The sequence below is a fragment of the Mycobacterium sp. genome (assembly GCF_965230835.1).
Lineage (GTDB): Bacteria > Actinomycetota > Actinomycetes > Mycobacteriales > Mycobacteriaceae > Mycobacterium.
In genome coordinates, this window is record NZ_CBDDLW010000002.1 from 483,427 (window position 1) to 508,043 (window position 24,617).

Below are 24,617 nucleotides of genomic sequence, written 5' to 3' on the forward strand. Positions count from 1 at the left end.
GCGCATGTTCCTGGTGGTCATGTTACGCGGCGGTGGTGTCGGTCGTGGTTGTTGTGGTGGGGGGATGCAGTGGGCGGGGTGGCTCGAGCAGTTGGTGGCGTAGTTCTTGGAGGTGGCGGCTGGTCGCTGATGTTTGGGTGACTCCGCGCCAGCCGCGGCTGGCGCGGTCGAGGACGGCCCATACCAGCGACAGACAGCTGGTTTCGCCGGGTAGGCGGCCGATGACCTTGACCCGGCGACGGGATTCTCCGAAGGTGCGTTCGATGAGGTTGGAATGGCGGATGCGTGTCCAGTGTTGGCGGGGGAAGCGCAAATGCACGCTCAGCGAGGCGAAGTCGTTGGCCAGGCAAGCGACCGCGGCTGGGTAGAGCCCGCGGTATGTGGTGGTGAACTCCTCGGCGCGGCGGGTGGCTTCATCCACGGCCTGCTGGCCGGGTGGCTGGTCAATGTCATCGAAGATCGACCAGAACGCGGCTTTGATCTCGTCCTGGACCGCGACAGGTGTCTTGGCGATGACGTTACGGCAGCGATGGATCAGACACCGCTGACGCAGGCTTGCCGGAAACGTGGTCTCCCATGCGGCGATCAGGCCCGGCGCCCCGTCGGAGATGCCCAGTAGCGGCGGGCGTAGTCCCCGGTTCCTCAGGTCAGCCAAGAAGTCGGCCCACGCATCAGCCGACTCCGCTGCGGCTGGGGCCAGCCCAATAAACAGGGGCTTGCCGTCGGTGCAGATGCCCCAGGCGGCCAGCACCGGCTCGGCCGGGGCGTTGGGATGCATCCGAAAGTTCGAGGCATCCAAGAACAGGTAGTCCAACACCAGCTCATCAAGGCGTCGAGACGACCACGCAGCGAACTCGTCTTTGATGGCCGCACAAATCCGGCTCACCGTCGAGCGCGACAACGCCGCCTGCGAGCCCAGCACCTCGGCCAACGCGGCCTCGATGTCGCGATCCGACAAACCGCGCACCCATCCCGAAATCACCAACGCCTCCAGAGCGTGGGTGCGCGTCACCCCGGCACCGAATAGCCGCGAACAGAACCGCTCGTCGGTGTCGCGTAGTTTCGGGCGGCATAATTCGACCGAGCCCATCGTGGTCTTCACCGTCGCCGGCGGTTGATACCCATTGCGGTACCCGCCCGGGCCGTCCTGAACCCGACGCTGGTGACGGGCTCGGCCCAACACTGCTTCTACCTCGGCCTCCACGGCGACCTGAAACACCAGACGCACCGATAACCGCCCGACCTCCTCCAAAATCTCGGTCAACGGCCGCTCGGTCGCGGCGAACAACTGATCCATCTCAACACGCACACGCTCAATCGGCGATACTCGCTTGGTCACGGGCGTAGCCCCTCCTTCATAGCTTTCGTCGGTTGCGACGGAACCTACGCCCGTGACCATTTACACCAGCGATGAGACGCGACCTGCTGTTTCCTCGAAGGGGCGCCGCTATTCGACGCCGCGTTCTTCGGCATCGGACCGCGTGAGGCCTTGGCGATGGATCCGCAGCAAAGACTGCTGCTCGCGACAACATGGGAGGCCTACGAGCATGCGGGGGTGGATCCGACTACCCAGCGCGGCAGCCGCACAGGCGTCTTCATGGGTACTGGACAGCAGGATTACGCTACCCGGCTACAGCAGTCTACGGAGAACCTGGAGGGTTACCTCCTGTCCGGAGCAGCGGCGAGTGTGCTCTCCGGTCGGCTGTCATATGTGTTTGGGCTGGAAGGTCCGGCGTTTGTCAACGGCAAGTGAAAACTGATCAGGTTTCGGCAATCGAAAATTGACCAGCTTGGTTTCATTGGTCCTCGGCTGTGGTGGTGTGGCCGAGGTCTCGGTCTTTGATGCGGTAGCTGTCTCCTTTGAGGGCGATGACTTCGGCGTGATGGACGAGTCGGTCGATCATGGCGGCGGCGACTACGTCGTCGCCGAACACTTCGCCCCACCGCCCGAAGGGCTTATTCGAGGTGACGATGAGACTGGCCCGTTCGTAACGCGACGACACGAGTTGGAAGAACAGATTGGCGGCTTCGGGTTCAAACGGGATGTAGCCGACTTCATCGACAACCAGCAGGGGGTAGCGGGCCAGCCGCGCCAATTCGGCTTGCAGGGTGCTGTTGTGATGGGCGCGAGCAAGACGATCAACCCATTGCGAAGCGGTCGCGAACGCAACGCGGTGACCTGCTTGACAAGCGCGCATCGCAATCCCGATCGCCAGGTGGGTCTTGCCGGTCCCTGGTGGGCCGAGGAACACCACGTTGTCTTTAGCGGTGACGAAGTCCAGGGTGCCCAGATGGGCGATGATGTCGCGTTTGAGACCGCGGGCATGATCGAAGTCGAACTCTTCCAACGATTTACGTGATGGGAAGCGGGCAGCGCGGATGCGCCCTTCGCCGCCGTGAGATTCCCGAGCCGACACCTCACGCTGCAGACACGCCGCGAGGAATTCTTCATAGCTCCACGCTTCGGTTCGGGCGCGCTCAGCGAGACGTTCGATGGCCTCACGCAGCGTCGGGGCTTTCAACACCCGGGTCAGATACGCCAGCTCGGCGGTGACATCACGGCTGCTGGTCGCGGTCTTGGCAGCCATCACGCCACCGGCCCGTCAAGGCCCAACAAGGCGTCGTAATCAGCGAGACGGCGTTGTTCGACCTCCACGTGATGCGGTGGACCAACAACCTCGAGCCGTTTGCGCCGCAGCAGTTTCGCGGCCTGGACATGTTCGGGATCGCTGATCGTTTGATGTTTGGCCCAGATCCGGTCGTGGTCGGCGACCAGCGTGCCGTCACACCAGACCCGCACCCGGTTTAGATCTGCGATGATCTCGATACGGCGGCCGATCGCGGCCGGATGCACCGAGTAATCGTTGCTGTCGAGGCGCACGTAATGATCGCGAGGCAACCGCGTTGAGCGTCGCCATCCGATGCTGGGCCCAACCGGCGGCAATGCCAGCATCGCTGCGGTATCGGCGGCGATGCGATCTGCTGGCCGGCATCCCAGCACCCGATGCTGGCGGTGGTTGGCCCCCACCAGCCAGGCCTGCAACTGGATGTTGAAATCGGCTGGGGAGCCAAACACCCGCCCCGGCAAAAACGCCCGCTCCAAATAGTCATGGAACCGTTCAACCAGACCCTTGGCCTCAGGATCAGCGGGTTTACAGATCCCTACCGTGGTGGCCAAGGTCCCGCGGAAAGCCTGACATGCCGGGGTCAACTCTGGTCGGCGTGCCCGCCACCGCCCGACCGCGCCCTCACCATCCCACACCAACACCCGTGGAACCGCACCCAACGTCGAAAGATGCTGCCACCAACCGGCATACAAGTCTTCGGCAGCGCGTGTCGGAATCAACAGCGCCGAAGCCCACCGTGAATACCCACACACCATGGTCAACACCGGTAACGTCGCCGCCCTACGAACCTGGCCATACCCCACCGGCACCACAACATCGGGAAACCAGAAGTCACACTGCCCGACCTCACCGGCCACATACGTCGTCCGTGACACCGGATCCGGCGCCAAATACAGTGGCCGTAACTCACGCACCCGCCCACTCAGTGTGCGGATCGAATACGACCAACCGATCCGCTCAGCAATCACCGTCGCCGGCATCCGCGGATAGGCCGCCAACAACTCCCGAATCCGCGGCTCGGCCTCATCAGCAACAGAACCCCTCACCGCACGCCGATACTTCGGCGGCCCATCAGAAGCCAACGCCGACTTCACCGTATTCCGCGAAATACCCATCACCCGCGCAATCTCGGCAATCGGCAACTGCTCCGACCGGCGCAACCGGCGAATCTCAGCCCAATCCTCCACGTTCAACACCTGCCTCCTCCTTGACACATAGCCAAGGCACTCTAGGAAGCTGGTCAATTTTCAATTGCCGCCCACTGGTCAGTATTCAGTTGCCGCCGACAGCGTTGACGGTGGATACCGCGTGTTCGTCGTCGTTGGTCGCGTTGCATCTGGCCGTGGCGTCGCTGCGGCGCGGCGAGTCCACGATGGCGCTGGCCGGCGGCGCAGCGGTGATGGCATTGCCGGGCATGTTCGTGGAGTTCTCGCGGCAGCGTGCCCTATCTCCAGATGGCCGCTGCAAGTCGTTCGCGGCGGCCGCCGATGGTACTGGTTGGGGCGAGGGTGTGGGTGTGTTGGTGTTGGAGCGGCTTTCAGATGCTCAACGTCACGGGCATCGGGTGTTGGCTGTGGTGCGTGGGAGTGCGGTCAACCAAGACGGTGCCAGCAATGGGTTGTCGGCGCCGAATGGTCCGTCGCAGCAGCGTGTTATCCGGGCGGCTCTCGATGATGCCCAGCTAAGCGCCGATCTCGTTGATGTCGTCGAAGCACACGGCACCGGTACCACACTTGGTGATCCCATCGAGGCCCAAGCCCTGATCGCAACCTACGGCCAGGACCGCCCGGCAGACCGGCCGTTATGGCTAGGCTCGCTGAAATCTAATATCGGCCACACCCAAGCCGCCGCGGGAGTCGCCGGAGTCATCAAAACAGTACTGGCCATCCAGCACGGCGTGTTACCGAAAACCCTGCACATCGACACCCCCACCCCCCACGTCGACTGGTCAACGGGCACAGTACAACTGCTCACCGAGGCCCAACCCTGGCCCGAAACCGGCCGCCCCCGCCGCGCAGGCGTATCAGCCTTCGGCATCAGCGGCACCAACGCCCACATCATCATCGAACAACCACCCGAACCCACCGAAACATCCAGCGACACCACCGAACCCACCGAAACGTCCCCATCTTCGCCCACCGGCGAACCCGACATAGCCACCACACCTACGGTTCTGCTGCTGTCTGCCCGCGGGAGCACCGCCTTACGGGGCCAAGCCGAGCGCCTGGCGGCCCATCTACGTGACACATCAACAGACATCCGATATGTCGCCCACGCATTAATCACCCAACGCGCCATGCTCGACCACCGCGCAGCCGTGCTGGGAACCGACCGCGAACAACTACTCGCTGGCCTCGACGCACTGGCCACCGCAACCGAACATCCCGCTGTAGTCACCGGGTCGGCCACCACCACCAGCCCAGTATTCGTCTTCCCCGGCCAAGGCGGGCAATGGACCGGCATGGCAACCGAACTACTGGCGTCATCAACAGTATTCGCCGACGCGATCGCCGAATGCGAGCACGCACTACAGCCCTACGTGCCATGGTCACTAACCGAGGTCTTAACCAACGGCCAACCACTCAACGACGTCACCATCGTTCAACCCGCACTATTTTCCATGATGATCAGCCTGGCCCGAGTCTGGCAATCCCTCGGCGTACACCCAGCCGCAGTCATCGGCCACTCACAAGGCGAAATCGCCGCCGCCGTCATCGCCGGAGCCCTCGACCTGCACCAAGGCGCCAAAATCGTTGCCCTACGCAGCCAAACACTAACCGAAATCACCGGTCACGGCGCAATGGCCGCCATCGCACTCAACCCCGAACAAACCACCACACTCATCCAACCCTGGCAAAACCACCTATCCATCGCCGCACACAACAGCCCCACCAGCACCGTCATCGCCGGAAACACCAACGCCATCTACCAACTACTCGACCACTGCGAACAACACAACATCCACGCCCGCCGCATCAACGTCGACTACGCCAGCCACTGCCACCACATCGACCCCCTACACACCCCCATCCACAACGCACTACCCAACATCACCGCACACACCAGCAACATCACCTTCTACTCCACCGTCACCACCACAGCCCTCGACACCACACAACTAACCACCGACTACTGGTACACCAACCTGCGCAACCCCGTCCGATTCTGCGAAGCCACCCAAACCGCCATACACGACGGACACACCACCTTCCTCGAGATCAGCCCCCACCCCGTCCTGACCCCCGCCCTAGAACAAACCACCGAAACCACCACCACCACCGACACCCTGATCACCGCCACACTGCACCGCGACAACGGCGGATGGAAACGCCTACTCACCAACGCAGCCCACCTAGCCACCCACACAATCCCCATCACCTGGCCCACCACAACACCCCACAACAACCACACCCCAATCGACCTACCCACCTACCCCTTCCAACACCAGCGATACTGGATCAACGCCGCGTCATCCGGCATGATGTCCGCACTTCGAACCTCGGGTGACGAACCGGAGCATGACAACGCCGCCGCCGAACTGCGGGTGCGACTGGCAGGATTGCCGGAGTCGACGCACATGGGCGTGTTGGCAGACCTCGTGGTGGAGAACGCTGCCGCAGTGCTCGGGCTCACGGACCGCATGTCGCCCGGACAAACTTTCTTCGATGCAGGCTTCGTGTCGGCCACCGGACTCGAGTTGCGCAACCGACTGGTCACGGCGACCGGGGTCCGGCTACCGGTCTCGGCGGTTTTCGACCATCCCACACCGCAAGCACTCGGCAAGCGACTGTTGACCCTGCTCACTGACGCGCCAGACATATCAGGGACGGTCGTCGCCGAGCGACCCACTGATGGCGTGGAACAGACCGACGTCGACGTGGACGATGACCCGATCGCGATCGTCGCGATGGCTTGCCGGTATCCGGGCGGAGTGCGCAGTCCAGAGGACCTGTGGCGGTTGGTGATTGACGAAGTCGACGCTGTCACCTCGTTTCCGCGCGACCGCGGATGGAATCTGGCCGAACTGTACGACCCAGACCCAGACCGGGCTGGGCGTTCATACGTACGCGAAGGTGGTTTCATTGCCGAAGCCGACCACTTTGACAGCGCGTTCTTCGGCATCAGCCCGCGCGAGGCCCTGGCGATGGACCCACAACAGCGGCTGACCCTAGAAACCTCCTGGGAACTGTTCGAAAGAGCAGGTCTCGACCCGGTGTCATTGCGCGGTAGTCGAACCGGCGTATTCCTGGGTATGAGCGGCCAGGATTATCAACTGCTGCTGGGTGCCGCAGGTGCGAGCGGGACCGAGCTCGAGGGCTATCTGATGACAGGCAATGCGGCTAGTGTGCTAACTGGCCGGCTGTGCTATACGTTCGGTCTGGAGGGTCCAGCGGTGACGGTGGACACCGCCTGCTCGTCCTCGCTGGTGGCGATCCACCTAGCGGCACAGTCGGTTCGGTCCGGGGAGAGCGATCTCGCGCTCGCCGGTGGAGTGACGCTACTGGCGACCCCGCAGGCTTTCGTCGCCTTCAGCCGGCAGCGTGCTCTGGCACCGGACGGCAGATGTAAACCCTTCTCCGCAGAGGCCGATGGCACCGGGTGGGGCGAGGGTGTGGGGCTGGTGCTCCTAGAGCGGATGTCGCGGGCCCGGCGGTCCAACCATCAGGTACTCGCGGTCCTGCGCGGTAGCGCAATCAATCAGGACGGCGCGAGCAACGGCCTGTCCGCCCCCAACGGCCCGGCACAGGAGCGAGTGTTGCGTCAGGCGCTTGCCAATGCGGGCTTGACCGCCACCGACGTAGATGCGGTAGAGACGCACGGGACCGGCACCGCGTTGGGTGACCCTATTGAGGCCGAGGCGCTACTGGCCACCTACGGGCGGAGCCGCCCGGAGGGGTTGCCGCTGTGGCTCGGAGCACTGAAATCGAATATCGGACACACCGCTGCGGCCGCGGGCGTGGCCGGAGTGATCAAGACGGTGAAGGCGATGCAGCACGGCGCGCTGCCGCGCATCCTGCACCTGGATAAACCAACACCGCACGTAAATTGGGATGCGGGTGGTGTCGTGCCGCTCATACAGACGATCAGCTGGCCGAAGGCAGAGCACCCGCGCCGCGCAGGGGTCTCCGCATTCGGCATCAGCGGAACCAACGCGCACCTCATCCTTGAGCTGCCGACTCCAGAACCGGTTGCGCCGCAGGATATGACGACACAACCGTTGCAGCCCAAATCCGAATCAGCGGCGGCACTCATCCCGTGGCTTCTGTCCGCGCGGTCTGAGAATGCCCTGCGGGTGCAGGCCGGGCAGTTGCGCGACCATCAGTTCGAGAAGGCCCCCGTCGGCGACGTGGCCCGCGCGCTGCTGGCCCGGTCCAGTATGAACCACCGTGCGGTCATCCTCGCTGCAAGCCGAGCGGAGTTCGACGCCGGCCTGTCGGCACTCGCCACAGGCACAGAAGCGGCGGGCGTGGTGCGCGGCCGGTGCATTCAGGGCCGTGTGGCGTTCCTCTTCCCCGGCCAGGGTAGCCAGTTCCCCCGAATGGGCGCGGGGTTGTACGAGCGGTACCCGGTGTTCGCGGCGACGCTAAATCACCTTCTCACCCTGCTCGACGGTGAGCCGGTCGCTGACTCCGCCGTATCTGACGCACGGGGCGGTCCGACGCTGCGCGAGGTGCTGTTCGCACCGGCGGATACGCCGACGGCCGCACTGTTGAACGATCACGCATACACCGAACCCGCCCTGTTCGCCGTCGGGACGGCCATTTTTCGGCTGCTGGATTCCTGGGGAATTTCCCCAGATATATTGGTAGGAACCGGAATCGGAGAACTAATCGCTGCCCATGTCGCCAACGTGCTATCCGCTCCGGACGCCTGCCGCTTGGTAACGGCGCGTACCCAACCTGAGCAGTTCGCCACGATCGTAAGCACACTGACCTTCCACCCACCGACCATCCCCCTGTTACCAAGCCGCTCCGCCGCCTCACCATCGGCCATACGCTCACCCGAATACTGGATACGGCGCCTCCACGAGCCAGCCTCCTCTGTCGACGGGGCACACGCCGCCGAAACAGCAGATTTCGACGCCGTGGTATCGCGCATTCTTGACGACGGCGCGAGCACTATGGTTGAGGTGGGACCAGGTGATGCCCTCTCGGCGCTGGTGCGGGAGGCGGCCAAAGAGCGCTCGGTGCTGGCAGTTCCTGCGCTTCCGCGAGATGATCGCCCAGAACTCGACAGTGTGCTCTACGCGCTGGCGCTTCTTCATGTGCGCGGAGTGCCGGTGAAGTGGTCGGTCTTGCTCGGAGCGCCGGACACCGTCCGTGCGGCGAGCTTGCCCACGTACGCCTTCCAAGGGCGACGGTATTGGCCAGACGTTACCGAAGTTCAGCAGCCAACAGCCGTATCCGCCCAGACGCCAACCGAAAACGCCCAGAAGCTCGATGAGCCGGACGCGGCGGTGCTCCATGCTCGACTCGCAACGCTGTCCGACACCGACCGGCAAAGTGAACTGCGAGCGCTGATCGCTCGTCGTGTCGCCGCCGTGCTCGCTCATCCAGGCACCAACGAGGTCGAAGCCGCGGACAGTCTGCCGGAGCTGGGCATCGATTCGCTCGCAGCGACTCAGGTGCGCGCCGCACTGACCACCGTGACTGGGGTGAGGCTTTCGGCTACAGCCGTGTTCCAGCACCCGACCTTGGACGCTTTGGCCGAGCAGCTGTGCCTGAAATTGGTCGACGCCGGTCTGGTTCCGGCTGATCCTACCGTGGCGGCCCTGCCGCGATCAGTGGTAGCCGAGGCCCCGAGCGATCGGTCGGGCACGATCACAGCATTGGCCGCACGCGCCGCTGAAGAGGGCCGGATCGCAGAGTTCAACCTCTTCTTGCAGGCGGCTTCTGGGTTTCGCCAGACGTTCGCCAATGCCGCGGCCGAGCAGCTCGATGCTGTACGGCGTCCCGCCCCCGTGCGTCTGGCGCACGGGCCCGCTAGGTCGGTGTTGATCTGCTTTCCGTCCTTCGCCACCCGCTCGGGCGCGCACCAGTACGCTCGGTTCGGCGCCGAAGCTCGCGACGTCTTGGACACGTGGGTATTGCCCGCTCCCGGGTTCGCCCCGGAAGAACCACTACCGGAAAGTGTTGCGGCGTTGGCTCGACTGCACGCCGCCGACGCGCTGCGGGTTGCAGAAGGTCGGCCAGTCGCGCTGCTCGGCCACTCGGCCGGAGGCTGGATCGCGCATGCCGTCGCTGAACATCTCGACAACCTCGGCCATCCCGCCACAGCGGTCGTGCTGCTGGACAGCTACGTGCCGGGGCACCCCGTGTTGGCGCGAATCCAGGAGCTCCTGACCGCCACTACAGCCGAACTCGAAAACGAGACACAGTGGGACGACACGGTTCTCACCGCCATGGGTGGCTACTCGCGCCTTTTCGAGCCCTGGCGGCCGAGCCCGCTCGATCTCCCCGCGGCGCTAATCCGGGCAGCAGATCCGTTGCCCGGCTTCCCTGTTGAGCATTGGCGTGCCCAATGGCCGGGCCCCTCGGAGCCAGTAACGGTCGACACGCCTGGCAATCATTTTTCGATGACGGCCGATCATGCCTCCACCACCTTCAGCGCCGTGCGCTCACATCTCACCCGAATGTCCCACGAAACACTCCTAAATTCCGAATCATGAACAGAGAAGCTAAGATTGGCGACCGATGACGCACAACACCGAACGACCGAGCACCGAAACTGACGCCGCAGTACGTGACGGATACGAGCCGTACCACAGGCGCGCCCTGACCTTCTACGACATGCTCGTCTTCAAGGGCAGCGCACCGCTGGCCTGGCGTTGCCCAGCAAACAACTTGATCGAACTGTACAAGCGCAGTCTGGGCGCCCGACACCTTGAACTCGGAGTCGGCACCGGATACCTGATGGCCCGCTCCCGGTTTCCGGTAGCCAACCCGAACATCACCCTTGTCGACATGAACGAGATGACTCTCGACTACACCGCGCAGCGGATGCGAAACTTCAACTGCACCAAAGTCATCGGCGACGCACTGCAGCCGCTGCCGGTGCCGGAGGACAGCCACGACTCGGCGGCGCTGAGCCTACTGCTGCATTGCATCCCGGGCACCCTGCTAGAGAAGGGCGTGGCGATCAAGCACGCGGCAGCCGCAGTCCGGCCGGGCGGCATCGTATTCGGCGGCACCGTGCTGTCGTCGGGCGTCCCGGTCTCCGCCGTCGGCCGCTGGCTGATGAACAACCTGAATAAAAAGGGCGTCTTCCACAACGAACAAGACAGCTTCGAGGATCTGCGTACCGTCCTGGAACAGAACTTCGACGACTACGAGATCTACAACCGCGGCTGCGTCGGCCTATTCCGCGCCCGCAAGCCCGAGCACGCCGCGCCCGAGATCCCCACTGAATCAACCGATGAAATCAAATGACTAGGAGCCCGATGCCCAACCTCTGGAGACCGATCGATGAAGCAGACGACGCGTTGTTCGGCACTGCCACTTTGTGCCACGCCCACTCCGTCGAGGTGCCCTACCCGGCAGAGGACACCTGGGCGGCGCTTACCGGCGAGGGAGTGCAAGCCTGGACCAAGGGCCTGAAGCGACTCACCTGGACCTCACCACGCCCATTCAGTGTCGGTGCCACCCGCGAGATCGAGATGCGTGGCGGTTTCATGCTGCGCGAGCGCTTCTTTCGCTGGGACGAAGGCAAACGCAAGACCCTAACCGGTGTCGAGGACACTCTCGGAATGTTCCGGCACCTGGTCGAAGACTATGCGGTCGAGGACACCGAGTGCGGTTCGCGGCTCAGTTGGCGCTGGGCGGCCGAGCTGAAGCGGCCATGGTCGCTGTTTCAAAACGCGTTGGACCGGTTCATGTTCGAGCCGACCTGCCGCTCGCACATCGACGGGCTGGCCACGTATCTGGCCGACAGCAATCGCTGACCTGCAGCGCTCTTGAACCGAACGACGAAACTCTCAGGGAATAGCACATATGTGTGGAATCACCGGGTGGATAGCCTTCCGACAAAATCTAGAGACGCAGCGGCCCGCGCTCGACGCGATGATCGCCACGATGGCTCGGCGCGGCCCGGACGCCCAGGGTGCCTGGGTGGCGGGCAACGCGGCTCTGGGCCATTGCCGACTGGCCGTTATTGACATCGAGGGCGGCGTGCAGCCAATGACCGCCGACACACCGGATGGCCCGGTGGTGCTGACTTATAGCGGAGAGATATACAACTTCCGTGAGCTGCGGGATGAGCTGCGCAGTCGCGGACACAACTTCCATACCGCCAGCGACACCGAGGTCGTGCTGCGCGGCTATTTGGAGTGGGGTGAGCAGGTTGCCGACCACCTCGACGGTATGTACGGGCTAGGCATTTGGGACGCACGCGCGGACAAGCTGATCCTGCTGCGCGACCGGCTTGGCATTAAACCGCTGTATTTCTTTGAGACTGAGGACGGCGTTCTGTTCGGCTCGGAGGCCAAGGCGATCCTGGCCCATCCTTTGGTCGAGACGGTGGTAGACACCGACGGGTTCCGCGACCTGTTCGGGTTCGTGAAGGCGCCGGGCCGGTCCGTGTGGGCGGGCATGAGTGAGGTACGGCCGGGCAGTCTGGTAATCGTCGACCGATCCGGGTTGCGCGAGCGCAGCTACTGGCGACTCGAGGTCACCGAGCATCGGGATGATATGGAGGCGACCGTACGCCGTGTGCGGGAGCTGCTGGAGGCCAGTGTCGGCCGCCAGCTCTACGCCGATGTGCCCCAGTGTGTGCTCCTGTCCGGCGGGCTCGACTCCAGCGCGCTGACGGCTCTGGCCGGTCGGCGCATGGCCGAGGCCGGTGAGCAGGCCCGCACCTTCGCGGTCGACTTCGAACAACCGGAAACCTTCCTCCCTGACGAGATGCGCGGTTCTCGGGATGCACCGTTCGCTCGACAGGTCGCCGAGCATGTCGGCACGTTACACAACGAGATACGGATCGACTACCGGGAGTTGTCCGATCCCGCGGTGCGCCAGGCCGTGGTCAGGGCGCGCGATCTGCCGTTCGGCTTCGGCGAGGCGGATTTGTCACTGTTCCTGCTGTTCAAGGCGATTCGCGAACATTCGACGGTGGCCCTGTCCGGCGAGTCTGCGGACGAGATCTTCGGCGGCTACCCGTGGTTCCACATGCCGGTCGTGCAGCAGATTCCGCTGTTCCCGTGGGTGACCGCCTCCACTCTCGGCGAAAGGGTTCACCCAACCAAGCTGATCAATACCGATTTCTTCGCGCAGACGCTCGATCTGCCCACGTATATGACACAGCGGTGGGCGGAAGCGGTGGGTGATCTGCCCGAACCGAACGGCGAGGATCCGCATGAGCGTCGAATGCGCGAGTTCTGCTACGTCCACCTGACCGCTCTACTGGCGTTGCTGCTGGATCGTAAGGACCGGATGAGCATGGCGGTCGGCCTCGAGGTTCGGGTGCCGATCTGCGATCACCGGCTGATCCAGTACGTGTTCAACACCCCGTGGTCGATCAAGGCTTTTGGCAGCCAGGAGAAGAGCCTGCTGCGTGCCGCGGTCCGCGACACGCTGCCTGCCGCAGTGGTCGACCGCGTCAAGTCGATGTACCCGACTACTCAGCAGCTGCAGTATGTAGACGCCTTGCAGCGTCAGGTAAGTGGTTTGTTGTCCGAGGATCACCAAGCGCTGGACTTTTTCGACCGTGCAGCACTTAACACGGCCGTGCGCCGGGAAGCGGCGGCGGTCGTGTCTGACGAGCGAGAGGCGTTTGAGCGCGTGCTGGACATGTCCGTCTGGTTGGACACCTATCGCCCAACGATCAAGCTCTCGTGATCTGGAATCCTCAAATGAGGATCTCGCACCTTGGGCGTGATCACGGTACGGGAATAGTCGTATTACATTCGGTAAGTACAAATGTGAGACGTCCCAGCGGGGTGACGATCGACGGCCCGGTCGCGGTTGGCTGCACCGGCTGGCACCGGAACGGCCCTGACGGACATCACCGTGGTATCCATCAGTCTCATGTGCTGCTCTCTACGGCGATCTCGCGAAGCGCCGACACCGAGCCGAGCGCCTCGACGTGGGTATTGAACAACGCGTTGAAGCCGAACCGCAGCAAATCCGGTTGACGGTGATCCACGACCACCCGTTCGGCCGCGAGCGCAAGGACCAGATCCTGTGCCCGGTCGTGCCGCAGTGAGACATGACTCCCCCGCGCGGCAGGCTCGCGTGGGGAGGCGAGCGCAAAGCTTCCCTCGGGCAGCAGCCGGTCGAACGCACGGATGAAGAAGTCAGTCAGCGAGGTGCTTTTCTCCCGCACATCCGATAATGCGACGCGGTCGAAAATCTCTAATGCCGCCTCCAACGTCGCCATCGCGAGCATGGAGGGGGTGCCGATTCGTCCGGATCGGACGCCCTGGTGCGGCCGCCAGACCGAAGACATGTCGAACGGGGCGGCGTGTCCGGCCCACCCTGTGAGCGGAAAATCCAACTGATCCGCGATCCGGGCCGAGGTGTATAAGTACGCGGGAGAACCTGGCCCGCCTGACAGGAATTTATAGGTGCAGCCGACGGCGAAGTCCGCGCCGTCGGCGCGGACATCAAGGGGCAACGCCCCGGCCGCGTGGGAGAGGTCCCAGATCGCCAATCCTCCGGCTTTGTGCACGAGCTCCGTGAGCAGGCCCATATCCCGCAACTCCGCCGAGCGGTAGTCCACCGTGGACGAGAGCACCACCGCGAGCGAGTCGGCGCACTGTTGAATCTGGCTGGGGAATTCCGCGTAGGAAGACTCGACGACCCGGAGCCCGAGTAGTCGCCCGATCGAGTGGGCCATGTACCGGTCAGTCGGGAAGTCGTCCTTGTCAACCAAGATGACGTCACGGCTCGCGGCGCGTCGGCACGCCGCGCAGAGGGCGTTGAACAAATGCACGCTCGTGGAGTCGCCGACGACGACCTCGCCCGAGTGCGCCCCGATGATCGGGGCGATCTTGTCGCCGAGCCTGGCCGGAGCCTCCCACCAGCCGTGCTGCTCCCATGAGGCGATCAAATCCCCCGACCACTGGTCCTCGACCAGTTCACGCAACCGCTGCGGGAGCCATGAGACAGGCGGGCCCAGCGAGTTCCCGTCAAGGTAGACCACGTCGTCGGGCAGAGCGAACCATCTTCTGTCTGCCAGGCCGTCGTACCGGGCGTCGAGCCCGGCGGCTTCCTCCGCCAATGCGCGGAACGTCTCGGTCGACGGGCTAGCGCGCATCGTGAAATAGCTCCCTCAACAGGTCGCGGGAAACGTCGCACGGCGCGGACCCCGGTTCGACCAAGACGTAGTGGCCCACATCCTCAAGGACCACTGTCCGCAGGCCGACGTGCGTCTCGGCGTAGTGGACGAACTGCGCTGGAGGCACTTCCGCGTCCTTCGTGCCATACAGCAGGACGGTACGCACGCCTGTCGCTCCGTACGTCGCGAGACGGGTCAACGGGTCGACCAGCGCAAGTTTCTCCGCCATGCCGTCAGGGCCACACAACATCGCCAGGGCCGCTCCGTCGCTCAGCCCTGTGTCGATCGAGTTCTGCAAGTCGGTGATCGGTGCGAGCGCGAGAATCCCGCGCGGACCGGCCGAAGCATGCCAACGATGCCTCTGCGGGAAAAAACGTCGCGTGCCGCACCACAGCGCCAGCTGCCCGCCTGAGCAATGACCCGCCAACAGATAGTCCCCGGAATCGAACACCGTGTCCAAGAAAAGGACGAGGTCGTCGTACAACGCCTCGAAGGACTCAGACATGCCGGATCGGGCGTATTCCGGAAGGTATACGCGGAATCCTTGCGAGCCGAGGTAGGCCGCGTAGGGGGTCATGTGCAGACGGTTGTAGCGCCAGTACCCGCCATGCAGGAGCACGACAGCGGGGGCATCCTCGTCTTCGGCAGGCCACAGGTCGAAGACCTGGTGCGGCAAGTTTCCGTATCGCTCGTGCGCAGGGGCCAGTTTCGGCTTGAGGCCGATGACCCGCGCCTCTTCGGCGAGGGCCTCAGGAGTTTTCACTGGCGCGGCGGAAGGATCCGGGGCCGAGATGACGTCAGACATGGGTACGCGCCTCCCATATTTCTGGGAACAAGGGATCGCGAGCCGCATTAATGAGGTACTGCACACCCGACGTCCCTGCGCTGCCGACCTTTTCACCGATGAGGCGCAGTGTGATCGCGATATGGTGAAAGTTCCACTGGCGAAACGCCTCCGCGATGTCCGTGAGCTGCTCGGCGATTCGGAAGAGGGCATGATCTTGCGGGAAAGAATAGATATGCGCCCAAAGCTTCGCGATCTGCTCGGACGGCTCGTGCTGTCGCGTGAAATCTCGATGCAGCACCTCGTCGGGGACAGCGAAACCTTGTTCCGCCAAGCAAAGGAGCGCGGCGTCGTAGAGGGACGGCGAATCGTAGAATTCAGAAAACTTCGAACCATGGGGCGGCTCCTTCTGGAATTTCGCCGCCAGGAAGGCGTTCCGTTTGCCAAGCAAAACCTCCATCTCTCGGTAGGCGTGCGAGTCCGCGCCCGACGCGGTCTGAAACGATTTTCTCAAAGCCCCGAACTCGTGGGGCGAGAGCCGTGCTATCGGCTCCCAGCTGGCCAGCAACGATTTCAGAGCGTTCAAGCTCCGGCGCAGGCACCGCTGCGCGTGGTCGAGACGCCCACTCAGGAAGGCGGTCTTGGCGAGGGACCATTCGTGGACCAAGAGGGAAAAGAACAATTCCGTGATCTGCGTAACGACGATGAAAGCCATTTCATCCTCGGAATCGCTGATGCAGTCTTGTAGAGACCGCAACACCGTCGGTTTGATGTACTCCTCGTAGGTGAGCGACTGGGGTTGCGGGCTTGCATCCCTCGCCGTGTTCACGTCCTTGGCAAGAGCGTTCGCGTACATGACTTTTCTCCGTTGTCGAGCTCGGGTGTTTTCTGTCGGCATCTATTCAAAATCCCAAGAAACCCCCTCCGCTCGCGTCGATGATCTGCCCCGTGATCCACTGGGAATCGTCCGACGCGAGGAATGCCACGATCTGCGCTATGTCCTGTGGCTGGCCGATCCTGCCGAAAGCGGAGACGGCTGCCGCCTCCGCCATCATTTTCGGGTCTTTCAGTGTCGGATTGATGTCTGTCTGGGTGAAACCGGGCGAGACACTGTTCACCGTGATCCCCCTGGGAGCCACATGCAAGGCGAGCGTCGTGCTGAAGGTGTCGAGAGCGCCTTTCGTCATGGAATACGCGATAATCCTGGGTAAGACGAAGCGCGTGACTCCAGAAGAGATATTTACAATCCTTCCGTTGTCACAGATATTCTGAAGACCATTCTTCGCGATGAAAAACGGCGCTTTCGTGTTGATTGCGAAAACTTTATCGAACTCGTCTTCCTGCACGGCTTCTATATGGCGAGGCAAGGTGATTCCGCAATTGTTCACTAAGATATCGACGGCAGCGGGCAAACCGGCCTTCTCCAGCGATGCGAGGATTTTCCTCCAAAGATCGGCGGAAACATCGGACGTGCCGATCTCCTGCCGCACGGCAGAACATGCGCCGCCGGCGCTCCGGATCAGCTGCACCGCCTTGTCCGCAGCAGTCTCATCCCGGCCAAAATGCATCACGACATACGCGCCGCGTCGGGCGAGTTCAACAGAGATCGCACGCCCAATGCCGCGGGTTCCGCCAGTGACCACGGCAATCTTCCCTTGTAACAAACTCATGCCTGCCTATTCCTAAACATCGAAATCGATCACGCCAACGGGGTCTAACGAAACGGCCTGACACGTCAATATGTAGTCGTCCTCGATATCTCTCTCTGTTAAGACATAGTTGGCGCGCATCTGAAACTTTCCTTCTTCGGCTTTGGCCACGCACATTCCGCACAGGCCTTTCAGACAGGAGAACGGAATATCATGGACGGTCTCCGCGATCGCGCCAAGGCACGGCTTGCCCGCAGGCGCTTGGACGGCGTAATTTCTGCCCCGGTATCGGACGCGCAGGCTGACCGTCCCATGGCCACCTGGCGGCGAGGGCTTCGCCTCGAGCAGCTCGGTGGCAGACGAGGAAACCTCGGCTTCCCAACCCAAGGCGCGCGCTGAATACCGCACAATCTTTACGAATTCTTCCTCGCCAAACACATAGAAGGCGAGGCGATCAGTGTCTCGGAAGCCGAACGCGGTCAACGTGTCCCGAAACTCCGCAGGCGTTTGCATGCCCGCGGCGTACCCGCCGCCTGACTGCACATGCACGATGCTGAACGTGCTGAGATGCTGGTCTTTAAGTTCGCAAATGCTGTTGTGGACCCTGCTCGAACCCCGCCGCGCGCCGAAATACATCAAGACGGTCCTGCGGCCCCTGTCTTCGGTCAACTTTTTGAGAACGGGCTCGACAGCGACGGCTCCGCGGGCATCCGTGATCAGAACATTCCAGTCGCTCCTAGAATCCAGGCGCTCGGGACGAGCCGGATACGGCTGCTTCACCGGCGGCACCCCCTCGACTTGACGATGGAAAACATTTCGCCGCAGCTCCCGCACACCTGATACGACTGACAGAGCGTCAGGCCGAATCTCGACCCGCTCGCCATATCCTTGGACCCGCAGTGGGGGCACGGCGTGTCGACTCCAGGCGTTTCGAGCGGAATAGAGCGGTCGAGCAATTTATTCCGACCGTTTTCCGTGATCTGGTCCGCATCCCAGATTTCGTCCTGAACCCGTTTGACCGTGACCTCGCCGAAACCCAGACTCCTCGCCTTCTCGACGATGTTTTTCTCTATTTCCCAGAAACCGGGGCAGCCCCCATACGTCGGAAGAATCGATATTTCTATGTGAGCTTCTCCGATCACTCGGACACCCCGCAGCATGCCCATATCCTCGATAGTCATGAAGGGCAGTTCGGGGTCTGCCAGCGCGGAAAACGCGTCGAGGACATCCTGGGGAGCGTCGAACACGGGTTGCGGGGTCACCAGGATCCTCCTTGGCCGCTCCGATACACCGACTGCATCGTGTCGATCAAGTCGCCAAAACCATCAGTGTGCGCATCGGGGCTCACCGCAGCGCTGGCGTGCACCCCGGGGACATCGGGAAACACGATGTCGCCTTCGGCGAGCGCACTTTCGACGTCTGCGCGCCATTTCCCGTAGAAACGCTTAGGGTCGCCCGCTATGCCCTTCTCGATCATCGTCGAAAGCGCCGCGTCCTCTTCGAAAAGTTGATTCGCGTGCGGAGCGACGTCGAACACTGCGGTTCGGAGACGTTCGCCGCTCTCCTCCGTCCCTGTGGCGAGCACCTTCGCCCATTGTCTGGCATGCGCCAAATGGTTCTCGTTGTCCAATCGCGCGGCCCGTGCGTATTGCGCGAAGAACTCCGAGCGGGAGCGCGAAAGGTCTTCGTATAGGTGCCAGCAGTAGGTCGTGTACAACAATTGCCGGACGATAGTCCTGGCGAAGTCGCCGTTCGGGATTTCGAGCATTGTGTAATTTTTGTACCCGTGGGGCTCCCTGCCGAAAATTAGCGCGTCGATATCGCCGCACCCTTCTTCTTGGGCGACATATTCCCCGTACAGCATTTTCGCATGACCGAGCAGATCGATGGCTATATTTGCGAGAGCCATCTCCTCTTCCAAGACCGGCGCGCGCGTGATCCATTCACAAAGCCGCTGGGCCAGGACCAGTGCATTGTCCGCCAAGCGCAGCGTGAACTCGAGAAGCGCGCTCTGGACTTTCATTGCGCCGTGTCGCGGCCGGGCGATAGCCGCTCTTCCGTAGATATGGGCGAATATTTTCCCGCGTTCCGAAACGGCTTGCTCCGTACATTGTTGAAATACGACTCGTATTTCTCGGTCTCTCCGTTGTAGATCGTCTCGGAGGGCACGACCCACACGGAAGCCGGCTCCCCTCTGCGCGCGTACAGCGCACGGGCGTTGTAATGGGCATGCTCTGGCGATACGGCGAGAATGGCGCCAACGTGCTGGTGGGCTATTCCTTTTCGAGAACGAATGAACACTTCCCACTGTATGAGCGAATCGTGAATGGTCACTGCTCCTCCAAGGCGTGGACCGGCGTTCCACGTCGTATCGTTCGCGTGGACGCCGACTGCGTCTGGCGTAACGCCGCGCGCACCCAAGCCCCGTCCTCGTGGGCTTTTTTCCTACGTTCGAACCGTTCTTGGGAGCACTGTTCGGTCTTTCGAATGAGATCTCGGTATGCGCGCAAGCTGATCGGCGTGTAGCGATAATGCCCCGCTTGCTCGTCCCAAGCGATCGCCGGGTCCGGGAGCGAAAGCCCGAGTTGTTTCGCCTGCGGCACAACGAGGTCGATGAATTTTTGCCGTAACTGATCGTTCGAATGGAATCGGATTCTCCATTTGATGCCGTTCTCTGTCGCGGCCGTGAACGCGACAGAGCCTGTTTCCCCACCGCTTGGGTCTGGCACGACGAAGGTGTCCGGCGGGCCGAAGATGAAGGCCAATGCGGGAAACCACCAACGGTCGACCGCGTCCTGCGCCATCTGGCGTTGCTCGTCGGTGCCGTGGGCCAGCTCGCGCAGCAACTCCCAGCCCTGCCGGACATGGAACGCCTCCTCAAGGCATATTTTCTGCATCGCGCGGGCGTAGGGGCCGTAAGAGGTGCGGCAGAGTGGCCTTTGGTTGACGCTTGCCGCCCCGTCGGTTAACCAAGCGATAGCCCCGACGTCTGCCCACGTCAGGCTCGGGTGGTCGAAAGCCGCTGAATGCCGGACCTGCCGTTTGAGGAATTCCCCCATGAACGCCTCATACGTGATCCCCAGCGTGGCAGCCGCGTAATAGAGCAAAAGACCGTGACCAGCCTCGTCCTGAACCTTGGCCACGAGGATCATCTTTTTCTGCAACGACGGCGCGCGCAGGATCCAGTCAGATTCGGGCTGCATGCCGACGATCTCTGAATGAGCGTGCTGCATGATAACTTTCTCCAGCGTCCGCGAGTACTCGACCGGCAACGCGTCCTCCGGTTCGTACACTTCTTCCATAACGTTCGTTCCCATCGGCTCGGCACTGCGTTCCACATGGAGATCGGGCCTCGCTCAAGCCCTGGTTTGTGTCCTGGTCACCGCGAGCCTGCCGCCCGGTCTGCCGCTGCGGCAACGACTCTGTCCCCACCGGCCAACACGTCCTGGAGGATGGCTCCCACAGCGTTCAGGCTGTCCCCCTCGAGCATGGTGTGATGGTCGGAATCGACGCCGTGAACCAGCAATTCGTGCGCGCAATATTCTTGCCAGGCCGCAGATTTATCCGGCAGACCCGACGGGTCAACACAGTCCGAATCTGTCTCGTCCGCTCGCATTGCATCGATGAAATGGACTTCGCAATCCAACCTTGCAGGCCGATACTGGCTGACGACCAAGATGTTGTTGCGCACAACGTTTCGGATCCGTGTCAAATCGTCATAGGACAGCAAGGCGGTGACATCGGCAGCAGGATCTTGCGCATCGAGCAACCGCCCCATGAACGACTCGACAATGCCAACGACGGCTTCTTCGTCGGTCGGGAAGGTCGCGGGGGCGGGGCTATCGGCCATGATCACGAAATCGACATCCTCACCCGCGCGCAGCAGCTTTTCGGCGACCGCGTGGGCAACGACACCGCCGTAAGACCAGCCGAACAGTCGGTACGGCCCGCTCGGCCAGACCGAACTTATGAGGCCGATGTACTGCTGAACCATCGCGTCGAAACTGTGCGCGACGTATGACCTTTCGTCCAGCCCTGTGGACTGCAGTGCGTACACGGGCTGGCCCTCCTCGAAAAACTTGAGCAGTTTGAGGTACGCCCACGAGATGCCGCTACCCGGGTGGAAGCAGAACAGCGGCGGCCGGTCGCCGTCCTGCCTGAGGCTGAGCAGCACCGGAAATTTCTCAGCGCAGCCGTCTTCGCCCGGCCGCTCGACGAGAAATCCGATGAGCCCACGCAGGGTCGGGTTCTCGATCACCGCTTGTGCGGTCATCGAGAATTTCGTTTTCTCGCAGATCTCAGCGGCCAGAAGCGCCGCCTGCATGGAATCTCCCCCGAGGTCGAAGAAGTTTCCCGTGACCGACGCGCGCATGTTCCCCAGTCGTTTCTTCCACAGGTCGTAGACCACTCGGTATTCTTCGCGCCGCGACACATCGACGCGGTACTCGGCGGCGAGGCGCTCGAATTCGCGCTCACCGAGGTCGTGCTCATGGAAAGCCTTGTTCGCGTCGTACACGCGTTCTTCCTCGGCCTGCCGTGCGCGCGCGGTCCGCGTTCCGTCGCCTACCCACGCCTTGACCCGGTCGAACGCGTACCGCGGGTAATCCCCGCCAAGTCGGTTGCGGGGTACGGCCGCTCTGGGCGGCATGTCTGCCGCGCCTTGTTCCCACAAGGCGGCGAGGCTCGCTAGGAGCATACGGGTGTCCGGATTGCTGCCCTTCGCCTTGCGCATCGTCTGCACATCGGCGAACTGCGCCTGCTCGCCGACGCTGGCCCTGAGAAATTTGACCAACGTGTCGCCAGGGCCGATTTCGACCACCACGTCGGGGATAAGGTCGGGTTTCGCCGCCCCGCCCGTCCCGAAGAGCGTGTGCGCGCCTTGGGCGAACCGAACTGTCGACCGCAGGTGGCGCACCCAGTATTCCGCATCGATCCGTTGCTCCGATCCCGCCCATCTGCCTTCGAGCATGCTCACGTATGGGCGCGCGGGCTCGCGCGGGGCAACTGTCGCCGCAGCATCGCGGAATACGTGGAGGTGATTGTCGAGCAAATGCGAATGCGGCGCGATGGTCAGGGCGATCCTCCGCGATTGCACTCCCTTGATTAGTAGTTTCCTCTCCAATGCGGCCACAGACGCCTCGTCCCCCGAGACGAGGCAGGACGATGGGGTGTTGACAGCGGCCAGCGACACACCTGCGGTGAGGTGCGGCAGAATGTCCTCTTCGGCCAAAGGAACGCTCACCGAGACTCCGGGAACTCGATCGAGCAACCGGCACCGCTCTGCGAGTAGGTACAACATGTCTTCGAGCCTCAACGCTCCGGCCAGGCACGCCGCGACGTACTCGCCGAGAGAATGCCCGACCATCACCGTTGGCTCGATTCCGTGGGCTATGAGAGTTTGGGCCAGGCTGTACTCCACCACGGCAAGGGCGACGAGTCCCTCCGACTGCAGCATCTCCGTGTCGCGCAGAAATGAGTCTCGGATCTTGGCGCCGTCGTCGCCAAGCAGCCGGACGCATTCGTCCACCGAAGCCCGGAAAGGCTCGATGGAGCGATAGAGCTCTCGGCCCATGCCAGGGTATTGGCTTCCCCCACCGGGAAAAGCGAAGCACACTTTCACGCCATCGGCTGCAAGCGGCAAAACGCCGCGGCGAGATTGGTCCGCGAGCGCCGCCGCCGCACCCTCGCGTGAGTCCGCGACGACGGCGGAGCGATACCTGAATTGCTCGCGATGCGAGCGCACGTAGGCCGCAACGTCGCTCAAGGAAGCGTGTTCGCGCTGCTTGAGGTAATCGGCCAGGGCGCGCAGGTTGTTGCGAAGGCTGTCCGCGGTGTGGGCGCTGACCGGGATGACCTCCCATGCGGGCTCGCCATGCGCGACCGGGATGCCGGGCGAGACGACGTCCTCCTCGGGGCGGAACTGTTCGAGGATGAGATGTGCGTTTGTGCCCCCGATGCCCAACGAGCTGACCCCAGCGCGGCGCCCGTGCGCGCCGGGACAGTTCCACGCCATCGAGTCTTTCGAGACCCAAAACGGGCTGTCGCCCAACCGGAGCTCGGGGTTTTCGGCTTCGAAATTCGCGGTGGCCGGTATCAAGCCACGTTCGACGGCCAATGTCGCCCTAATAAACCCGGCGATTCCTGACGCGACGCTCAAATGGCCGATATTGCCTTTGACCGACCCGAGTCCGCAGATGTTCCTCCGGCCCGTGGATTCACCGTACGCTTGGGTGAGCGCGGCGACCTCAATCGAGTCGCCCAGCGCGGTTGCCGAGCCATGGCCCTCGATGTAGCCGACGGTTTCGGCCATCACGCCGGCACTGGCCAACGCGTTGTCGATCACCTCGTGTTGGCCCGCAACACTCGGCGCGCTGAATCCCACTTTCCGTCTCGCGTCGTTGTTGACCGAGCTGCCCCTGATGACGGCATGGATATGGTCCGAATCGCGGATCGCGTCCTCTAATCGCTTGAGGACCACCGCCGCCGCGCCATCGCCAGGGGCCGTGCCGTTAGCTTTCGCGTCGTAGGGGCGGCATATCCCGTCAGGAGAGAACGGCCCCCCTGGGATGTACACGTACCCTGCGAAGACCGTCGGGTTAATAGAGCAGGCCCCGACAAGCGCGGTGTCGGAGTTGTATTCGAGCAAGTCCTGGCAGGCGAGGTGAATGGCGACGAGGGAGCTAGAGCACGCAGTGTGGACCGAGAGGCTTGTGCCGGTGAGGCCAAGGTGATACGAAACCCGCGGAGCCGCCGTCCCGACCGAGTTGGCCGTGGAGGCGTGCATCAGCTCCACGGTGCCCGGCCCGCCGCCGAACTTCGGGTACAGAAACGAGGACAGGTATCTGCTGTCGGCGACCGAGGCGTACACGCTGATCGGGGTCCGGGACCGGTCGCGGATATGGCCGGAAGCCTCAAGCGCCTGGTAGGCAACTTCCAGCAGCACGCGTTGTTGCGGATCGAGGATTGCCGCCTCGTACGGAGTGTATCCAAAGAACTCGTGGTCGAAGCGGTCGAAGGCCGCGACAGGGAAACAGGTCTTCACCAGGTTCGGGTTGTCCCACGCCTCGTCGTGCGAGTCACCGAGCACGCGGGAGAACTCGTCCTTGGTCACTTCCCGGCTGGCCACCGTCCCGCTCAGCGATTGGTCCCAAAATTGCCCGACGCTCTCCGCGCCCGGAAACCGGCACGCCATGCCGATCACCGCAACCGCGGAATCACCGTATCCGTCGTTCGTCATACGACTCAATGCGCATACCTCGTCTTAGAAAACTGATATCGGGCTCG

General features: G+C 62.8%; 17 protein-coding genes and 2 pseudogenes. 6 read left to right on the forward strand and 13 right to left on the reverse strand.

Features of this window, described 5'->3' with window-relative positions; translation table 11 throughout:
- Positions 1-22: 22 nt before the first annotated feature.
- Positions 23-1,297, reverse strand: coding sequence for an IS256 family transposase (locus tag ACO07W_RS02655; RefSeq protein ID WP_421840071.1), 1,275 nt, complete (start codon positions 1,295-1,297; stop codon positions 23-25).
- Positions 1,298-1,429: 132 nt separating this feature from the next.
- Between ACO07W_RS02655 and ACO07W_RS02660 the strand changes: the two are divergent.
- A pseudogene (locus ACO07W_RS02660) lies at positions 1,430-1,735 on the forward strand (beta-ketoacyl synthase N-terminal-like domain-containing protein); the annotation flags it as partial.
- Between the two features lie 61 nt (positions 1,736-1,796).
- Here ACO07W_RS02660 and istB read toward each other — a convergent pair.
- Both istB and istA read right to left on the reverse strand, forming a co-directional pair.
- On the reverse strand, positions 1,797-2,588 hold the full coding sequence (gene istB / locus ACO07W_RS02665; RefSeq protein ID WP_421839995.1) for an IS21-like element helper ATPase IstB: 792 nt from the start codon (positions 2,586-2,588) through the stop codon (positions 1,797-1,799).
- A complete protein-coding gene (gene istA, locus ACO07W_RS02670; RefSeq protein WP_421839994.1) occupies positions 2,588-3,823 on the reverse strand; it encodes an IS21 family transposase in 1,236 nt (411 codons plus the stop codon). Before istA ends, istB begins: the two co-directional genes overlap by 1 nt.
- Positions 3,824-3,915: 92 nt before the next feature.
- Between istA and ACO07W_RS02675 the strand changes: the two are divergent.
- From ACO07W_RS02675 to asnB, 5 genes and pseudogenes are all read left to right on the forward strand, one after another.
- Positions 3,916-5,973: pseudogene (locus tag ACO07W_RS02675) on the forward strand (type I polyketide synthase); the annotation flags it as partial.
- Positions 5,974-6,042: 69 nt separating this feature from the next.
- Positions 6,043-10,296 (forward strand): type I polyketide synthase, encoded by a 4,254-nt coding sequence (locus tag ACO07W_RS02680; protein WP_421845778.1) that lies wholly within the window; start codon positions 6,043-6,045, stop codon positions 10,294-10,296.
- Between the two features lie 121 nt (positions 10,297-10,417).
- Positions 10,418-11,056 (forward strand): class I SAM-dependent methyltransferase, encoded by a 639-nt coding sequence (locus ACO07W_RS02685; RefSeq protein ID WP_421840495.1) that lies wholly within the window; start codon positions 10,418-10,420, stop codon positions 11,054-11,056.
- An 11-nt stretch (positions 11,057-11,067) separates the two neighbouring features.
- Positions 11,068-11,568, forward strand: a complete 501-nt coding sequence (locus ACO07W_RS02690) for an SRPBCC family protein (protein WP_421840497.1) — start codon at positions 11,068-11,070, stop codon at positions 11,566-11,568.
- A 49-nt stretch (positions 11,569-11,617) separates the two neighbouring features.
- The gene (gene asnB, locus ACO07W_RS02695) at positions 11,618-13,459 is read left to right on the forward strand and encodes an asparagine synthase (glutamine-hydrolyzing) (protein ID WP_421840499.1); all 1,842 of its coding nucleotides are present in this window, start codon (positions 11,618-11,620) and stop codon (positions 13,457-13,459) included.
- Positions 13,460-13,646: 187 nt separating this feature from the next.
- Here the strand turns inward: asnB and ACO07W_RS02700 are convergent, their stop codons facing one another.
- The 10 genes from ACO07W_RS02700 to ACO07W_RS02745 all read right to left on the reverse strand — a co-directional run bounded on the left by ACO07W_RS02700 (position 13,647) and on the right by ACO07W_RS02745 (position 24,570).
- Positions 13,647-14,879: an aminotransferase class V-fold PLP-dependent enzyme gene (locus ACO07W_RS02700; RefSeq protein WP_421840501.1), complete on the reverse strand. Its 1,233-nt coding sequence runs from the start codon at positions 14,877-14,879 to the stop codon at positions 13,647-13,649.
- Entirely contained in the window at positions 14,869-15,705 is an 837-nt protein-coding gene (locus ACO07W_RS02705; protein WP_421840503.1) for an alpha/beta fold hydrolase, read from the reverse strand. Before ACO07W_RS02705 ends, ACO07W_RS02700 begins: the two co-directional genes overlap by 11 nt.
- Positions 15,698-16,540 (reverse strand): tryptophan 2,3-dioxygenase, encoded by an 843-nt coding sequence (locus ACO07W_RS02710; RefSeq protein WP_421840505.1) that lies wholly within the window; start codon positions 16,538-16,540, stop codon positions 15,698-15,700. Before ACO07W_RS02710 ends, ACO07W_RS02705 begins: the two co-directional genes overlap by 8 nt.
- Positions 16,541-16,586: 46 nt before the next feature.
- Positions 16,587-17,354, reverse strand: a complete 768-nt coding sequence (locus tag ACO07W_RS02715; RefSeq protein ID WP_421840507.1) for an SDR family oxidoreductase — start codon at positions 17,352-17,354, stop codon at positions 16,587-16,589.
- Positions 17,355-17,366: 12 nt separating this feature from the next.
- The gene (locus ACO07W_RS02720; protein WP_421840509.1) at positions 17,367-17,969 is read right to left on the reverse strand and encodes a 2Fe-2S iron-sulfur cluster-binding protein; all 603 of its coding nucleotides are present in this window, start codon (positions 17,967-17,969) and stop codon (positions 17,367-17,369) included.
- 140 nt (positions 17,970-18,109) lie between these two features.
- Positions 18,110-18,595, reverse strand: coding sequence for an iron-sulfur cluster assembly protein (locus ACO07W_RS02725; protein WP_421840511.1), 486 nt, complete (start codon positions 18,593-18,595; stop codon positions 18,110-18,112).
- Positions 18,592-19,356: a 1,2-phenylacetyl-CoA epoxidase subunit PaaC gene (gene paaC / locus ACO07W_RS02730; RefSeq protein WP_421840513.1), complete on the reverse strand. Its 765-nt coding sequence runs from the start codon at positions 19,354-19,356 to the stop codon at positions 18,592-18,594. The genes ACO07W_RS02725 and paaC overlap by 4 nt, the downstream gene beginning before the upstream one ends.
- Entirely contained in the window at positions 19,353-19,667 is a 315-nt protein-coding gene (gene paaB / locus ACO07W_RS02735) for a 1,2-phenylacetyl-CoA epoxidase subunit B (protein WP_421840515.1), read from the reverse strand. The genes paaC and paaB overlap by 4 nt, the downstream gene beginning before the upstream one ends.
- Complete coding sequence (paaA, locus tag ACO07W_RS02740) at positions 19,664-20,671, reverse strand: 1,2-phenylacetyl-CoA epoxidase subunit PaaA (RefSeq protein WP_421840517.1); 1,008 nt, start codon at positions 20,669-20,671, stop codon at positions 19,664-19,666. Before paaA ends, paaB begins: the two co-directional genes overlap by 4 nt.
- 41 nt (positions 20,672-20,712) lie before the next feature.
- Positions 20,713-24,570: a type I polyketide synthase gene (locus ACO07W_RS02745; RefSeq protein WP_421845779.1), complete on the reverse strand. Its 3,858-nt coding sequence runs from the start codon at positions 24,568-24,570 to the stop codon at positions 20,713-20,715.
- Positions 24,571-24,617 lie beyond the last annotated feature (47 nt).

Bases quoted from the DNA above. Each gene is read 5' to 3' on its own strand.
- ACO07W_RS02655 (WP_421840071.1), bottom strand. From the start codon at position 1,297: ATGGATCAGTTGTTCGCCGCGACCGAGCGGCCGTTGACCGAGATTTTG.
- istB (WP_421839995.1), bottom strand. From the start codon at position 2,588: ATGGCTGCCAAGACCGCGACCAGCAGCCGTGATGTCACCGCCGAGCTG.
- ACO07W_RS02685 (WP_421840495.1), top strand. From the start codon at position 10,418: ATGCTCGTCTTCAAGGGCAGCGCACCGCTGGCCTGGCGTTGCCCAGCA.
- ACO07W_RS02690 (WP_421840497.1), top strand. From the start codon at position 11,068: ATGCCCAACCTCTGGAGACCGATCGATGAAGCAGACGACGCGTTGTTC.
- asnB (WP_421840499.1), top strand. From the start codon at position 11,618: ATGTGTGGAATCACCGGGTGGATAGCCTTCCGACAAAATCTAGAGACG.
- ACO07W_RS02700 (WP_421840501.1), bottom strand. From the start codon at position 14,879: ATGCGCGCTAGCCCGTCGACCGAGACGTTCCGCGCATTGGCGGAGGAA.
- ACO07W_RS02705 (WP_421840503.1), bottom strand. From the start codon at position 15,705: ATGTCTGACGTCATCTCGGCCCCGGATCCTTCCGCCGCGCCAGTGAAA.
- ACO07W_RS02710 (WP_421840505.1), bottom strand. From the start codon at position 16,540: ATGTACGCGAACGCTCTTGCCAAGGACGTGAACACGGCGAGGGATGCA.
- ACO07W_RS02715 (WP_421840507.1), bottom strand. From the start codon at position 17,354: ATGAGTTTGTTACAAGGGAAGATTGCCGTGGTCACTGGCGGAACCCGC.
- ACO07W_RS02720 (WP_421840509.1), bottom strand. From the start codon at position 17,969: ATGTATTTCGGCGCGCGGCGGGGTTCGAGCAGGGTCCACAACAGCATT.
- paaC (WP_421840513.1), bottom strand. From the start codon at position 19,356: ATGAAAGTCCAGAGCGCGCTTCTCGAGTTCACGCTGCGCTTGGCGGAC.
- ACO07W_RS02745 (WP_421845779.1), bottom strand. From the start codon at position 24,570: ATGACGAACGACGGATACGGTGATTCCGCGGTTGCGGTGATCGGCATG.